This is a genomic window from Methylomonas sp. AM2-LC, assembly GCF_039904985.1.
Lineage (GTDB): Bacteria > Pseudomonadota > Gammaproteobacteria > Methylococcales > Methylomonadaceae > Methylomonas.
On record NZ_CP157005.1, the window covers coordinates 2,812,916 to 2,827,109 of the forward strand.

The window sequence follows — 14,194 nt, forward strand, 5'->3', positions numbered from 1 at the left end:
TTGAAACTTTGCCTATAATTGATTTATCCGTTATAAACAGGAGTAAGTTATGCGTAAAGTGACTGCGGTAGAGGCTCAATATCAGTTTGGTGAATTACTGGAAACAGCGCAACACGAACCGGTGACGATTACCCGGCGTGGACGCTCAATAGCGTGCTTAGTATCGATTAGCGATATGGAAGAGCTTTTAGAGTTGCGTAAGCAGGGGTTTATCAAAAAAACTGAACCCTTAGATTTGAGCTTTGCATAATAAATTGCTTAATTAGTATTGTCAGTGGCTGACACACCTGGCTTAAATGACAAGCCGCTCAAAGGCTACAAGCAATAAAAAAGCCCACATAAGTGGGCTTCGTCCGGTTCTGTTTTTATAATTATATATGGACGCCTGTCATTAGAAACGACAGTTTAATTTCTCGCGTTTATTATTGTTGTTATACCGTTTTCACGGTCGCTCCCTCCCCCGAAAAAATTATGATTCTTTCGAACCACAACCACCTTAACTAAGGTGTACGCATCATATTCCAAAAAAAAACACTTGTCTACTAAAAGTGCGACAAATTGTCGCGCATAAGCATAACTTATTATAATTTAAGGATTTTAATTTACAAAAAATATTGATTTAGGTCAAATTTTCGTAATATGGGTAACCAGTCACGTTCTATGTCGGTTACCTGGTTTTAGGGGGATTATTAAAGAATGGGGGGGTGAGTTCAACTGGTCATTGCAACGCATTCGTTTAGTTTATCACCAGGCATCATGTAGCCCAGTGTTTTTCTAGGTCTCGTATTAAGCTTTAAAGCAATCTCATCTAGGTCTTGCTGACTATAACCGCTTAAATCGGTCCCTTTGGGAAAATATTGTCTTAATAATCGGTTTGTATTTTCATTGGTTCCTCGCTGCCAAGGGCTTCTTGGATCGCAAAAATACATTGCCACATCGGTGGCTACAGTAAATCTTTTATGTTGAGCTAATTCAGTACCACGATCCCATGTCAACGAAGCCATTAAGCCGGAAGGAAGTTGCTGTACCTGACGAATTAATGCATTCACAACATTCGTCGTATCTTTGCCATCAACTTGAACCAGCAACACAAATCGTGACCGACGTTCAACTAGAGTAGCAATATGGCTGTTTTTAGACCCCGTAATCAGATCACCTTCCCAATGCCCAGGTATTGCACGATCCTCAACCTCTGCAGGTCGATCTTTTATCGATACCGCATCAATAATTTGCCCTCTTGGCTGGCCTTCAGTTGTTGATGCCTTACCTCGCCGCATCATTCGTTTCGATCGTAGATGTCCGATTAATTCCTTTTTCAAAACGCCGCGTGCTTGAATATACAGGCTTTTATAGATTGTTTCATGTGAGACATGCATATTGATATCGTTTGGATATTCATGTTTAAGCCAGCCAGCAATTTGCTCAGGAGACCAATCGAAACCGAGTTTAGTTGCCACCATGATTTGTAGTTGAGAATGTGTAGCCAGTCGACAGGGCTTAGGTCGCTGTGCTTGATCCCATGCTTTTGAATCAGCTTCGATTGCTCGATATTGATCTTTATTACCATTACGGGCAATTTCACGGCAGATAGTAGAGGGTGATCTTGCTAGTTTTGATGCAATCTGTCGCATTGATTCACCAGCCGCCAGTCCTCGCGATATTTCTTCGCGCTCAACTAGACTCAGTGACCTAGCCGATCTTGAGCGAGTTGCAGGAATAATTCCACCATGAGCGGATAAAACAGTATGCACGGATCCAGCATGCTTACCAAGGGCACGACCTATCTCACTGAGTGATTGTCCTAATTTCCATCTTTGCCACAACTCAACCTTTTGAGCTGCGGATAAACCGGGTCGACCTTTCTGTGCCATTGATTCACCTCTGTTAATAATATTAAATCAGATAGTGTTGCAATGACCAGTTGAACTCACCGGATGGTATTTAGGGCAACACACAGATGGCTGTGTTCTTAAACGCGAGTACTCGGCTGTTTGTGGAGTAAAAACAGCCGAGTGTGGTGATATTGCTTATTATTTAGCTTTGGCTAATTCAGCGCGCATTTCATCAATGACTTTTTTGTAATCGGGTTTGCTGAAAATGGCCGAGCCAGCCACGAAAGTATCAGCACCCGCTTCTTTGATTTCACGAATGTTGTCAGTTTTAACGCCACCGTCTATTTCTAGACGAATGTTAAGGCCACTGGCATCTATACGATTTCTGACTTGACGCAATTTTTCCAATGAAGAAGGAATAAAGGATTGACCACCAAAACCAGGGTTAACTGACATTAACAAAATCATGTCCAGTTTATCCATTACATAATCTAAATAATGCAAAGGTGTACCTGGGTTGAAAACCAGACCGGCTTTACAGCCGTTGTCTTTAATCAATTGCAGGGTACGGTCTATGTGTACAGACGCTTCTGGATGGAAAGTAATGTATGTGGCACCTGCTTTGGCAAAATCAGGAATAATGCGATCAACAGGTTCTACCATTAAATGTACATCAATAGGTGCAGTAATGCCGTGTTTACGTAAGGCTTCGCATACTAGGGGCCCTATAGTCAGATTAGGCACAAAATGGTTGTCCATTACATCGAAATGCACAATGTCGGCACCCGCATTTAAAACATTTACCACTTCTTCACCTAAACGTGCAAAATCAGCGGAAAGAATAGAAGGGGCAATTAAATTATCGGCCATTTTGTGATCCTCTCAAAGTAGGGTTAAAAACAGCTATTATAGCCTGTTTCTGATAAATGCTTAATAGGCAAATTAACAATTACATCCTCAGTGACGCATCTAAATTGAATGTTGAATCAAGCAAAGTGGCCATTATATTAATTGTTTATGATGCTGTTTTTTATTGAGCATAACATTTACTAAACCGACTGTCTTAATCTATATAATGGTGATATATTTTATCGTTAAAGAGAATTTTTATGGCCGCAACCCAATCTACCATGTTGCCTTTAGGCACATTGGCACCCGATTTTTATTTACCCGATACCATTAGCGGTAATGCATTTAATTTGCAGGATTTACGCGGAGAGCAGGGCACCTTAATCTTGTTTATCTGTAACCATTGTCCTTTTGTGCTGCATGTTAAAACGCAGTTAATCGCTATCGCTCAACACTATGCACCGCTAGGGATTAGCAGTATTGCCATCAGTGCCAATGATATAATCAATTACCCACAAGATGCGCCGCATAAAATGCACGCCATGATGGCTGACTGGGGCAATCCGTTTGCAGCTTATTTATATGATGAAACACAGCAAGTGGCTAAAGCTTATCAAGCGGCATGCACACCGGATTTTTATTTATTTGATAAAAACCTGCGTTGCGTCTATCGTGGGCGGTTAGATGCCGCCACACCAAGCAATCAAGAGGTGAGTGACGGGGCAGATTTAAGGGTGGCAATGCAGGCGTTATTGGCAGGAGAAAATGCTCCCCAACAACAAATCCCCAGTATAGGCTGTAATATCAAATGGAAGGCGTAAGTGAGTTAATGCGGTTAGTGTCGAACGTTTTCAAATTTTTGTGGTCTTATAAATCAGCCAAGCCGAAGGTATACGGTGCGCATCTGGTGCATAAGCTAAACATTGAGACAACTTCTCTCATTTACGTACATTGATTTTAAATCACTGAATAAAGACAATAATTGCTATCTGGATAGATATGAAAAAAACCACTTTGATTATGGTGCTGGTTGGCTTTTTAGCCTTAACGGCAGGCTTTTTGGTAAAAATTGGCTCACTTTACCAGAATGTAGTGGAAACTATTAAGCCGTTAGCCTTTAGTTTTCCGGATGTAGAAGGGCATATGCAGCCCTTAAGCCAATGGCAGGGCAAAGTGCTGGTGGTAAATTTTTGGGCCACCTGGTGTGGGCCGTGTTTGCAAGAGATACCCGAGTTTATTAAGTTGCAAACCGAAATGCAGCAACAAGGCCTACAATTTATTGGTTTGGCCATTGATGAAACAGCGGATGTTAAAGCTTTTTTGCAGGATGTAAAAGTCAATTACCCGATTTTACTGGCCAATGACACCGGTATGAATCTATCCATGCAAATGGGTAATATTGTTGGCGCTATTCCATTTACGGTAATTATCGATCAGGAAGGAGCAGTGATACATCGGCAAATGGGCGAGTTAAGTCGCGAAGCTTTGCAGGCATTAGTGACGCCATTGCTGAGTAAAAAAATATAAATAAAACTATTTGTGCTTTTTATACAGATTTTCTGGACAAAATTGCGCAAATTAGGCAAAATTTGCCCCCTAATTTATCAACGTTTAACTTTTTGATGGCGCAAATTTACGTTTTAAATGGTCCGAATCTTAACTTGCTAGGTATCCGGGAACCCGGTATTTATGGTAACAAAACCTTAGCGGATATTGAGGCCGGATTACAAGAATCTGCCGGGCGCTTGAGTCACCAGCTGGTTTTTATACAAAGCAATGCCGAACACGAAATTGTTGAACAAATTCACCACGCTTTTAAGCAGCAAGTTGATTTTATCATTATCAATCCTGCTGCATTTACGCATACCAGCGTGGCAATACGCGATGCCTTACTGGCGACAAAAATTGCATTTATTGAAGTACATTTATCGAATGTACATGCCCGCGAACCTTTCCGCAAACATTCCTATTTTTCTGACATTGCAGTCGGTGTAATTTGCGGATTAGGTGCAATGGGCTACGAATTGGCTTTACAAGCCGCTAATCAGTTATTAATAGAGAGAACCCAGAACAATGGATATTAGAAAAATAAAAAAACTCATCGATCTTATACAGGAATCTGATATAGCAGAAATAGAAATTAGTGAAGGCGAAGAATCGGTACGCATCATACGTTACAGTGCGGCACCACAAGTACAGTATGCGCCTGCCCCCGTTATCGCCGCACCGACAGTAGCCACAACAACCTCTAACACCTCTGCGCCTGCAGAAGAAAAATTCAGTGGTCATGTGGTTAAATCACCCATGGTAGGGACTTTCTATCGTTCTGCTTCACCGGGTTCTGCCTCGTTTGTGGAAATTGGTCAGAGCGTTAGTGTCGGTGAGACACTTTGTATTATTGAGGCAATGAAAATCCTCAATCAAATTGAATCGGATAAATCCGGCAAAATTAAACAGATTTTGGTAGAAAATGGTCACCCTGTTGAATACGGGCAACCTTTGTTTATTGTTGAATAATCAGTAAAGGGGTTGCTATGTTTGAAAAAATTGTCATCGCCAATCGCGGCGAGATTGCGTTACGAATTTTACGAGCTTGTCGTGAGCTAGGTATTAAAACCGTTGCGGTATACTCTCAGGCCGACCGGGATTTAAAACATGTACGACTGGCCGACGAAGCCGTGTGTATAGGACCGGCTGCTTCCAACCTAAGTTATCTGAATATACCAGCCATTATCAGCGCCGCCGAAGTGACCGATGCGCAGGCGATACATCCTGGCTACGGTTTTTTATCTGAAAATGCCGATTTTTCCGAAAAAGTGAGTCAAAGCGGCTTTACCTTTATTGGTCCACGCCCAGAAACTATCCGTATGATGGGCGATAAAATTTCGGCCAAAAAAGCCATGAAAGCCGCCGGCATCCCTTGTGTACCGGGCAATGGTGATCCATTAGGCGATGATGACGAAACTAATTTGAAAATGGCCCACGAAATAGGCTATCCGGTGATTATTAAAGCGGCGGGTGGCGGCGGTGGCAGAGGTATGCGTACCGTGCATTCTGAAGCCGCACTGATTGCAGCCATTGGCTTAACTAAAGCCGAAGCCGGTGCCGCTTTTGGTAACGATACGGTGTACATGGAAAAGTTTCTGGAAGATCCGCGTCATATTGAGTTTCAAGTGATGGCCGATTCTTTTGGTAATGCCATCCATCTGGGTGAACGCGACTGCTCTATGCAACGCCGCCACCAAAAAGTGGTTGAAGAAGCACCTGCGCCGGGCATTACCGCTGAAGAACGTAACCGCATGGGCGAACGTTGCGCACAAGCCTGTCGCGAAATTGGTTATCTTGGTGCTGGCACTTTTGAGTTTTTGTACGAAAAAGGCGAGTTTTTCTTTATCGAAATGAATACCCGCGTCCAGGTAGAACACCCCGTTACCGAAATGATTACCGGTTTTGATATCGTTAAAGAACAATTGCGCATAGCAGCAGGCATGCCTTTATCGATTACTCAAGATCAAGTAACATTTACCGGCCACGCTATTGAATGCCGTCTTAACGCAGAAGACCCTGAAACGTTTATGCCTTGCCCAGGCTTAATAGAGCAGTTCCACATGCCTGGCGGCCCCGGCATCCGCTGCGAAACGCATATCTATAACGGCTATAAAGTACCGCCGTATTATGATTCCATGATAGGCAAACTCATCGCCCACGGCGAAGATCGCAACAGCGCCATCGCCCGCATGAAAACCGCGTTAAGCGAAATGGTGATAGATGGTATTAAAACCAATATCCCCTTACAGCAAAACATTATGGCCGACGCAGCATTTGCACAGGGCGGTCAGAATATTCATTATCTGGAAAAGAAATTAGGTATTCATTAAGCGGTTGGTTTGTTATAACCCCTTGGTTGGCAAGGGGTTATTCTTTTTTTATATATTGCGGTCGAAATTAGATCGAATGATTAAATGAGCTTGTAGTGCGCTACAATGTTACAAGGGCAGTCAGTCGTAAAGCATTAAGTGTAAAGAGAGCGCGTATTGCGCCGAAAGCTTGTAACAACAGCTTTTATAGTCCATTTGTGCATTTATTTGCAGTTTCTAACAGACATATCTACACAGATATATACCGTCTATGCAATCCGGCGCAATACGCGCTGCGCTATTGTCGCCCTATGAGGTTGGCTCCGTTTGTGATTACGCCTTAACGTGTTAATCCATCATGTCAGAAGAGTAAAGAAGACAGTTGCAGATGCAGCTTTTGAATGTCGCTGATACTTTGCGTGACAATAGGTATTTAATTGGTATTGGAACCGCCAATATTTACTGAAATCAAGGAAAAAATCGAGTTGTTCAACAAATGAACTTATCAAAATGATACAAAATCAATATCAATCAATAATATTTTTTAGGATTAATATGATATACAAAGTTTTATCAGTCATCTTATTTCAACTGTTGGTTTCCTGCGCATACGCAGTACAAATGCCAGACGCTCCATTTGTTTATTCGCAAGGTGAAGCTAAAAAAGAAATAAAGCCTAATATGGTTGATCTTAAATTTTCAATCAAAACATTTGATGAGAATCCTGATAAAGCTTTTAAGTTGCTGCAAAATGAAAATATTGAGCTGAAAAAGCTGTTTGATGAAATTAAAATTTCAGATGACAGTATAGAGGCATTTGATATTGATAAGTCAACCGTCAGAGAAACTAATAATGACGGTCAAGAACTCAAAGTATTGGGTTATGATATTCAACAAGTATTTCATATTAGATTGCTTGATCTAGACAAATATACGGCATTGATGAACAGGTTGATAAAATATCGAAATATAGCTGATTTTAACTCAAATTTTGACGTACTTGAGCGTAAAGAGATCGAATCACAGCTAACAGCAGAGGCATGCGCGGATGCTAAACATAAAGCGGAAGTCATGGCAAATGGAGTTGGTAGTCAATTAGGCTCTGTTTTTGCAATGGCTGAAAAGAGATTCTTTTCCATTGATGAGGCTTTTGGCTTCGCAAATGAAGACGATAATTCTGACAGGATGATGTTTAAAAAGTCTCAATTCAGAAAAGACTCCATAACATATATTCCATCTGTCATAAAAATTGAGAAGAAAGTAAATGTTATCTACAAATTAAGTGAAAAATAACCGTTATTGCTTAGAATAATAATGATCAATAAACATTTAAAGCCAGCGTAGCCACAATTAGCGTTAGCGTAATCGTAGGAATGAAAAACTTTCCGTTCTTAGATGTGCTTTTTACAACAGGTTGTTAGTATTGCCGCGTTGAGTTAAATTTTGTACCACATTTTGATTAATTGCATTTAATTCCGGCATAAAATGGGCATGTATTCAAAGTTCACAATTGGTTCTACTCAATCTTTCTCCATTATGCAAAAAATGGAATTAATATTTATTATTTCGGTAACGGTTTAGATGTTTAATTGATGGCGATGATTTAATAAATACTGGCCATTGATATGGAGTGGCGTACACATTCCCACGATTACGCTGTCGCTAATCGTGGCTACGCGGATTTGTATTTGCGTTGGCATCCTATGTGTTATACCGAACGGATAGAGCCAAGATAACCTTATAAAATATATTTTAATCTGAATATTCATAAGCTTCAGCAACATCAATTTTAAATCATCGAAGCCATCATTCCGGTATAGACTGTCAGGAACCTGGGTGTAGACTGGGTTGAATAAAAATGCAACTCAGCTTTAAAGCTTACGCATACCCGCATTCCAGTTGGAATGACTGTTTAGCTGAAGCTTGAGAGTAATAGGCGACTTTTATGTTAGCCAATTAATAGGTAGCATCCTATTTATATCAATTGGATATAAGTAGATCAATGAACGAATTGCACAATCCCAACCAAAATCAACTACTACTAAATTTTCCTAGAGAACAATATGTCTAAAATTGCGATAGTCTTTCATAGTGGATACGGCCACACTGCTAAACAAGCCGAAGCAGTAGCACAAGGCGCGAAGGCTGAATTAATTGTAATTGATGCAGAAGGTAATATTACCGAAGCACAATGGGCTACCTTGAACAATGCCGACGCTATCATCTTCGGTTCCCCAACCTATATGGGATCCGTCAGCTGGCAATTTAAGAAATTCGCTGATGCGTCCTCTAAGCCTTGGTTTAGCCAGCTATGGAAAGATAAAGTATTTGGTGGGTTCACCAATTCTGCCAGCATGAACGGCGATAAGCATTCTACGCTGCATTATTTCTTCACCTTGGCTATGCAACATTCTGGGCTCTGGGTTGGAACAGGTTTGATGCCCTCTAGTAGCAAAGCGGCTAAGCGAGATGATGTGAACTACCTGGGTACTTTTGCGGGTGCTATGATGCAAACTCCATCCGATGCCAGCACAGACGAAGTCAATTTAGGTGATTTAGAAACGGCTAGATTGTATGGTGCGCGTGTTGCAGAAGTTGTCGGTAAATTTAACGGTAACTGATTAATGAGGTAAGGCTTAATTACCAACGTGCCAACCTCATATGGCGCGTTAGTTTCAGCGTAATTGAAGGCAACCGTGTCGCAATACGGCTTCGCCTATTACGACCTATTCTGGCTTATCGCGTTGCCGTCTGGCGTATCAATCGTGGCTACGCTGGCTGAAGTTGGAATGTTTGACCTGCACTTAATTTTGTGATACAAATCACAAAAAATGAAAATTGGCCGATAAATGCTTAACTTTGACGCTGCCAATTTATATATATCTATTTAATTCAACTTCATTACCATAACTGAAAAACCTAACTTTAACCAAAACAAATAAGGTTGGTTTTCATTATTCTTATGCAGTTAAATAGTAGATATGTAATCTTATCAGCGTATTTTCATTTATACCGAGTTATTTGAGAAGAGATTTTTTATTTTCCTTTGTAATTTACGAGAGTATTAAAATGAAGAAAGTCATTGCTAGCCTTGCAATTTTTGGAAGTATGTGTTTAGCGTCGCAAAGCACATTTTCTGCAACAATATATGTTGATCCACAACAGCCGTTTAGCGAATGTAAATACCTGCCAGACTGGTCAACTTTACAGAGTAAACTCGCGCAAGCGCAACAAGCCGCTAACGGTGGTATTGGCTTGCAAATGTGGGTAACGGTAGTCAATCGTGATGGATTCGTCTGCGCGGTAGCCTATACAGGAAACAAAAGAAACGACCAGTGGCCTGGCAGCCGGGTTATTTCCGCACAAAAAGCGAATACCGCCAATGCCTTTAGCCTATCTAACCTCGCGCTTTCAACGGCAAATCTATACACAGCTGTACAGCCTGGTGGCACCTTATTTGGTTTGCAACATAGTAATCCGGTCGATACGACCTTAGCGTATGCAGGTCCGATTGGTTATTTTGGAACAGATCAAGATCCTTTAGTCGGTAAACGCGTTGGCGGGGTTAACGTTTTTGGAGGCGGTCTGGCATTGTACGATCCATACGTTGGTATTGTTGGTGCTATCGGCGTCAGCGGCGACACCTCTTGTGCCGATCATAATATTGCCTGGCGCACCCGTAGTTTATTAGGATTGGATCATGTACCTGCCGGTGTTTCACCTGACAAAACGCGTCCAGATAACATTGTTTACGATATTCACACCGTACCAGGTTTACAAATAGGTGTGAGCGCCAGTGGTTGGGGACATCCGGCTTGTAATAAGGATGTGGCGGGTATAGCTAACTCCTTGCCTGTCGTTACTACTGTTCCCAAGTAGCGCTTCTAATCATGAATAAGCCGTAGCATTTACTACGGCTTTACCTGCAAGTGTCATAGGTTTTGGAATTCGAAGGACGAATAGGCATCAGTATGAAACTGGTTTTACAAATTGCCTTGGGTGTATTTCTCGGCTCGGCACCTGCCTTATTTATGGTGGAAACTTGGTGGAGTTATAAACAAGAACAGTCCAAGGCAGAAACCACCGTTCTGCTGGAACAATTGGAGCAGAACCGTTTGGAGCAGGGCGATCGTTTGCGAACCCTATTAAATCAAAATCAGCAAGCCAATCCGGCGCTGCTTGATTCTAGCGCGGGGTTTAGTCCAAATGCTAAGCCGACAGAACAAAAGCAAGGCAAATAATCCCCAAGGAATATTTTCTCCGGCCTTAACCAGCCTGTATTGCGATTGTCGCGAATATTTTTTTCTACAACAAATTTTACGAGAAGTTAGAGATGAATAACTTAAAACAAGCAATGGCGACTGCCGTAATGATAGCAATCATAGGCTTTACCGAACCGAGCTTCGCTAGCTATCAGGACCAAATTACTGAACAATTCGCATCCGGTGCGGTTTTTAACGGGATCGCTACTTTTGATGACAACCTCCTAGTGCCAACATCAATTTACGGTACGCTTACCGGTTACCAGTTGGGTACGGCGGGGTTCGTAGACAATTCAGTCAGCGAAACGATCTCCTATGTTTTTGACTCCACCTTTAATTATGCCAACACGCCTCTTACCGCTGTTAATTGGTGGTTGGATGTATCTCCCGCAGATGTACAAAACGGCAGTGTCAACAATAGCATATTATTTAGCATAGATTTTTCCAATCCATTGGCTCCGGTATTCACCCCAGACGATAATGGCATCAATACCGTAAGCAGCAATGCTGATTTTTTGGTTTCTGGAACTATTCAGTCATTGCCGGAATCATCCACAATCGCCTTGTTTGGTTTAGGCTTTCTGGGACTAGGATCTAGATTTATTGGCTTAAAAAAAATGAATTGGTTTTGCCATAAACAGCTGATAATCTTTTAGCACACATTGGCTAGCCTTTATGGAGCTAGCGTAGCCACGATTAGCGCAAGCGTAATCGTGGGGATGACTTAAATTTTGTATGGCATGTTGATTATTTGCATTTTATTCCCGTATAAAAAGGACATGTTTCCAAAATTTGCGATTGGCCGCTAACTTTCATCTTTATTGTTTCTAAAACGATTTGGTATTTGAATTTGTGGCGATGATTAAATAAATACTGGCCATTGTATCTGCAGTCGAATATACATTCCCACGATTACGCTTTCGCTAATCGTGGCTACGCGGGCGGGCTCAAAACAATGAAACAGTATTTCGTAATTTCCATCGCAGCCTCATAGGGCGTAGTAGCGTCGGCATAATGCTAAGGCAGAATGTCGCAATACGGCTTCGCCTATTACGACCTATAGCGGCTTATCGCTTTTATGAATCAATAACCTGAAATACATAAATTTTCAAATTCATTTTGCTATCTTATTGCTTTTTAATGTATTGGAAATATTACGTGGTATAGGGCTTAGAGCCCCGATAAGCAACTTGAGAAAATGCTTTTTATCCTGCTTTGATTTGCCATGGGTTCCATTGCGGGCGCTTTTCTCAAATGAAATCTCAAATCGAGTTCCGTGACCAAGCAAGCCAATACCGACTGTCACTTGAGCTTCATGTAGGTTGGCAATCTCTTTGACAATGGCTAGACCCAATCCGCAGCCATCGCCGGGACTGTCTGGAATGCGATAAAAACGCTCGAAAACTTTATCCGTCTCCTGCGAATGGATGCCAGGTCCATTGTCTTCAACGATCAATGATACTTTGGTATTCGCCTCGATTTTGACGTTGATTTCTCCACCGGGGTGGCCATAACGCACAGCATTGTCTAGGAGGTTGCTTAGCAATTCCCATAGTAATGTTTCATCACCGCTAATATACAATGGCTCGACTGGAGCATCAAAACCCAGATCGATATCCCTTTCTAGTGCCTTGGGAACCCAATCCATGCAGCATAATCGGGCAAGCCTACTTAAGTCCAGTGTTTTAAATCTTGATGATTTTTGCATGGTAGACTCTGATCGTGCCAACACCAGCAATTGCGTACTTAAATGCGCGATCCTATCGGCTGAGTTTTTGATTTGCAGCAATGCGGGTTTGATCGTCTCCAAATCCTTAGCGGATATCGCCCGTTCCGCCTGGACTTTCAATCCGGCAAGCGGCGTGCGCAGTTGATGCGAAGCGTTTTCAATGAAGCGCCTTTGTGAGTTTAAGGTTAGATTCAGTTTGTCATTAGCCAACTGAAGTTTCTTTGCGAAATTTTGCGATTTCATGACAATGAAGCCTAACATTAAAGAGGATATTAAATAGATCGGCAAAACAATCAGGGCTTCGTCACTCAGATCGAATGTATAATGCGGTTTCACAAAAAAGTAAAAGGTGAGTACTGTACTGATCAATGTAACAAGGATACCGGGTCCCAAGCCGCAAAGCAGAAAGCAAAGAATGGTTGCTGGGTAAATGGTTAAATGCGGGTAGCCGGCTTCCACGGGTAAAAGCCAAAAACGCAAAAAAATGGCGATTGCCAATATGAGCATTGCAATCAAGTATCTGAGAAAATTTTTTAACAGTGGGTGCTTAATTTGAATCAACAAATTCTCCATCGAAGCTGAAAAACAAAACCTATGTCAGTTGGCCTAAATGTACCTATGATATCGATTGCTTGGTGCTTACATTAATTTATTCTTTAGCATTCCTCTCCAATAAATAACCCAATCCCCGCACGGTTCTTATGCTGATTCCTATTGGTTCTAGCCGTTTACGTAGTCTATGTACATAAACTTCAATGGCGTTGTCGGTCAGGTCGGCAGATTCCATGGAAAGCCACTGGGCAATACTATTTTTATTAACGACTCGTCCAATTTGTAACATTAGGATTTCAAGTACCCCATACTCACGCATTGGCAAAAACAATGGCTCCTCATCGACGCTGATTTGATGGTTGAGGGTGTCAAGCACAAGCGGACCGAGTATGACAGTATGATTAAAACCACCTTGGCTTCTGCGCAGTAATGCTCGAATTCTGGCAACCAGTTCCGAAACCTCGAAAGGCTTGGTCATATAGTCATCGGCGCCAAGTTCGAGTCCGCCCACCCGATCATAAAGTCTATCTCGTGCGGTTAGAATTAGAACTGGCACGGAGGATTTACGCGCTCGTAATTGCCGCAAAACGTCCCGACCATCAATATCGGGCAAACCAAGATCCAGAATTACCAAGTCGTAGGTATGCGTCCGTAGCACGCAGTCCGCATAGCCCCCAGTCACGGCTAGCGTAACAGTAAATCCATTGTCGATGAGCATTTGAGAAAGACCATCCCCTAACACCGCATCATCCTCAACAACTAAGATTCTCATCGGCTTTTTTTGCACTCATTTCGATATTGATAACAGTAATAAGCATAGACCAAACAAATCAATAAACTGACGATGATGCCAGAGGACAATTCCTCGCTGATCGTCAGCAACCAGCTGTGCGTATCTGCATCAAACGATAAGCTAGTCTCTTCAGGATGGATATTTACTTGCGATTTAGGCCAAGCATATATTAACCCCACCAACAACAATACTGTTTCGTAAACTTTAGTTCGATTATTCATAACTTAAAACACCTTAAATATAACTGCATAGTTTATGCCGCTGAAACATTTTCCTAGACGTAGCATCGCAAGATGCGAGTCTTATAAGCATCCTAACAA

General features: G+C 41.9%; 16 protein-coding genes. 11 read left to right on the top strand and 5 right to left on the bottom strand.

Annotated elements, in window-relative coordinates; translation table 11 throughout:
- Window positions 1-49: 49 nt before the first annotated feature.
- Window positions 50-250 carry a type II toxin-antitoxin system prevent-host-death family antitoxin gene (locus tag ABH008_RS12650; RefSeq protein WP_347985982.1) on the top strand — a complete coding sequence of 67 codons (201 nt, stop codon included), beginning with the start codon at window positions 50-52 and terminating at the stop codon, window positions 248-250.
- A 460-nt stretch (window positions 251-710) separates the two neighbouring features.
- Here the strand turns inward: ABH008_RS12650 and ABH008_RS12655 are convergent, their stop codons facing one another.
- Both ABH008_RS12655 and rpe read right to left on the bottom strand, forming a co-directional pair.
- Window positions 711-1,871, bottom strand: coding sequence for an IS30 family transposase (locus ABH008_RS12655; protein WP_347985983.1), 1,161 nt, complete (start codon window positions 1,869-1,871; stop codon window positions 711-713).
- Window positions 1,872-2,030: 159 nt separating this feature from the next.
- Entirely contained in the window at window positions 2,031-2,702 is a 672-nt protein-coding gene (rpe, locus tag ABH008_RS12660) for a ribulose-phosphate 3-epimerase (RefSeq protein WP_347985984.1), read from the bottom strand.
- A gap of 239 nt (window positions 2,703-2,941) precedes the next feature.
- Between rpe and ABH008_RS12665 the strand changes: the two genes are divergently transcribed.
- From ABH008_RS12665 to ABH008_RS12710, 10 genes are all read left to right on the top strand, one after another.
- Window positions 2,942-3,502: a thioredoxin family protein gene (locus tag ABH008_RS12665; protein ID WP_347985985.1), complete on the top strand. Its 561-nt coding sequence runs from the start codon at window positions 2,942-2,944 to the stop codon at window positions 3,500-3,502.
- A 178-nt stretch (window positions 3,503-3,680) separates the two neighbouring features.
- Window positions 3,681-4,208: a TlpA disulfide reductase family protein gene (locus tag ABH008_RS12670; protein WP_347985986.1), complete on the top strand. Its 528-nt coding sequence runs from the start codon at window positions 3,681-3,683 to the stop codon at window positions 4,206-4,208.
- A gap of 95 nt (window positions 4,209-4,303) precedes the next feature.
- Window positions 4,304-4,765 carry a type II 3-dehydroquinate dehydratase gene (gene aroQ, locus ABH008_RS12675; RefSeq protein ID WP_347985987.1) on the top strand — a complete coding sequence of 154 codons (462 nt, stop codon included), beginning with the start codon at window positions 4,304-4,306 and terminating at the stop codon, window positions 4,763-4,765.
- Window positions 4,755-5,198, top strand: a complete 444-nt coding sequence (gene accB / locus ABH008_RS12680; RefSeq protein WP_347985988.1) for an acetyl-CoA carboxylase biotin carboxyl carrier protein — start codon at window positions 4,755-4,757, stop codon at window positions 5,196-5,198. Before aroQ ends, accB begins: the two co-directional genes overlap by 11 nt.
- 17 nt (window positions 5,199-5,215) lie before the next feature.
- Window positions 5,216-6,559 carry an acetyl-CoA carboxylase biotin carboxylase subunit gene (gene accC, locus ABH008_RS12685; RefSeq protein ID WP_347985989.1) on the top strand — a complete coding sequence of 448 codons (1,344 nt, stop codon included), beginning with the start codon at window positions 5,216-5,218 and terminating at the stop codon, window positions 6,557-6,559.
- A 600-nt stretch (window positions 6,560-7,159) separates the two neighbouring features.
- A complete protein-coding gene (locus ABH008_RS12690) occupies window positions 7,160-7,831 on the top strand; it encodes an SIMPL domain-containing protein (protein WP_347985990.1) in 672 nt (223 codons plus the stop codon).
- Window positions 7,832-8,601: 770 nt separating this feature from the next.
- On the top strand, window positions 8,602-9,159 hold the full coding sequence (locus tag ABH008_RS12695) for a flavodoxin family protein (protein WP_347985991.1): 558 nt from the start codon (window positions 8,602-8,604) through the stop codon (window positions 9,157-9,159).
- A gap of 448 nt (window positions 9,160-9,607) precedes the next feature.
- Window positions 9,608-10,417 (top strand): heme-binding protein, encoded by an 810-nt coding sequence (locus tag ABH008_RS12700; RefSeq protein WP_347985992.1) that lies wholly within the window; start codon window positions 9,608-9,610, stop codon window positions 10,415-10,417.
- Between the two features lie 92 nt (window positions 10,418-10,509).
- On the top strand, window positions 10,510-10,779 hold the full coding sequence (locus ABH008_RS12705) for a hypothetical protein (protein ID WP_347985993.1): 270 nt from the start codon (window positions 10,510-10,512) through the stop codon (window positions 10,777-10,779).
- Between the two features lie 92 nt (window positions 10,780-10,871).
- The gene (locus ABH008_RS12710; RefSeq protein ID WP_347985994.1) at window positions 10,872-11,456 is read left to right on the top strand and encodes a hypothetical protein; all 585 of its coding nucleotides are present in this window, start codon (window positions 10,872-10,874) and stop codon (window positions 11,454-11,456) included.
- Window positions 11,457-11,914: 458 nt separating this feature from the next.
- Here ABH008_RS12710 and ABH008_RS12715 read toward each other — a convergent pair whose 3' ends face one another.
- The 3 genes from ABH008_RS12715 to ABH008_RS12725 all read right to left on the bottom strand — a co-directional run bounded on the left by ABH008_RS12715 (window position 11,915) and on the right by ABH008_RS12725 (window position 14,095).
- Window positions 11,915-13,102 (bottom strand): HAMP domain-containing sensor histidine kinase, encoded by a 1,188-nt coding sequence (locus tag ABH008_RS12715; protein WP_347985995.1) that lies wholly within the window; start codon window positions 13,100-13,102, stop codon window positions 11,915-11,917.
- Window positions 13,103-13,178: 76 nt separating this feature from the next.
- Window positions 13,179-13,853 (bottom strand): response regulator transcription factor, encoded by a 675-nt coding sequence (locus ABH008_RS12720; RefSeq protein WP_347985996.1) that lies wholly within the window; start codon window positions 13,851-13,853, stop codon window positions 13,179-13,181.
- Window positions 13,850-14,095 (bottom strand): hypothetical protein, encoded by a 246-nt coding sequence (locus ABH008_RS12725; RefSeq protein WP_347985997.1) that lies wholly within the window; start codon window positions 14,093-14,095, stop codon window positions 13,850-13,852. Before ABH008_RS12725 ends, ABH008_RS12720 begins: the two co-directional genes overlap by 4 nt.
- Window positions 14,096-14,194 lie beyond the last annotated feature (99 nt).